Source organism: Microbacterium sp. SZ1, from assembly GCF_002362255.1.
Lineage (GTDB): Bacteria > Actinomycetota > Actinomycetes > Actinomycetales > Microbacteriaceae > Microbacterium.
In genome coordinates, this window is the sequence record NZ_LPVV01000019.1 from 1 (window position 1) to 661 (window position 661).

A 661-nucleotide genomic window follows, 5' to 3' on the forward strand; every position below is an offset into this window, starting at 1 on the left:
ATCATGACGCTTCTGCGCGTGGGTGCGGGGATCGATCACCGCCCGCGGATCCGCGTTCCACGCATCCGACTCGGAACTGACAGTGTCGTTCGCGAGAGACTCGTCTGCGTCGCTTCGGGCATCTCGGCCATCCTCAACCGGGGACGGTGTGAACCGGACCCCGGTCGGGTGCGGTGGGCCGTCGACTTTCGGGTTCAGCATGGCATCCAGGACCGCCTGCAGTTGCGCTGCGGCGTCCGGGAAGAGGTGTCCGGTGATCCGGTGAAGACCCTGGTGCAGGCGCCCGATCGTCACCCCGCGCCGCTGCAGGGCGTACTGATCATCCAGCTCGGGCCCGTCCGGGTCCAACACCACCGCGATCTGCTGCGCGATCCGCCCCAGATCCTCCGGCATCACCCCCGGACCGGACCTACCCCTACCTGCCACGTCCGAACCAACAACGTCATCCGCCGGATCGTCGCTGGCATCACCCTCGGCGTGCAGACCGCGGGCGGTGTCGGCGAGGAACGCGTCCGCCGCCAGTCGCTCCTCCGCCCCGATCCGGTCATGGATACGCTCCACGGGTGTCGTCGCCGCGAGCACCCCCGCGACCCCGATCACTCCGTCCAACAGCGCGTCTCGCACCCCCGGCCAGCGGGCAGGCAACCACTCCCCCGACACC

The 661-nt window shown here is 69.4% G+C and carries 1 protein-coding gene; it reads right to left on the reverse strand.

Going from position 1 to position 661, the window contains the following annotated elements; genetic code table 11:
* A partial coding sequence (locus AUC47_RS09750) for a 13E12 repeat family protein (RefSeq protein WP_256999507.1) occupies positions 1-600 on the reverse strand: 600 nt, incomplete at its 3' end.
* Between the last annotated feature and the right edge of the window lie 61 nt (positions 601-661).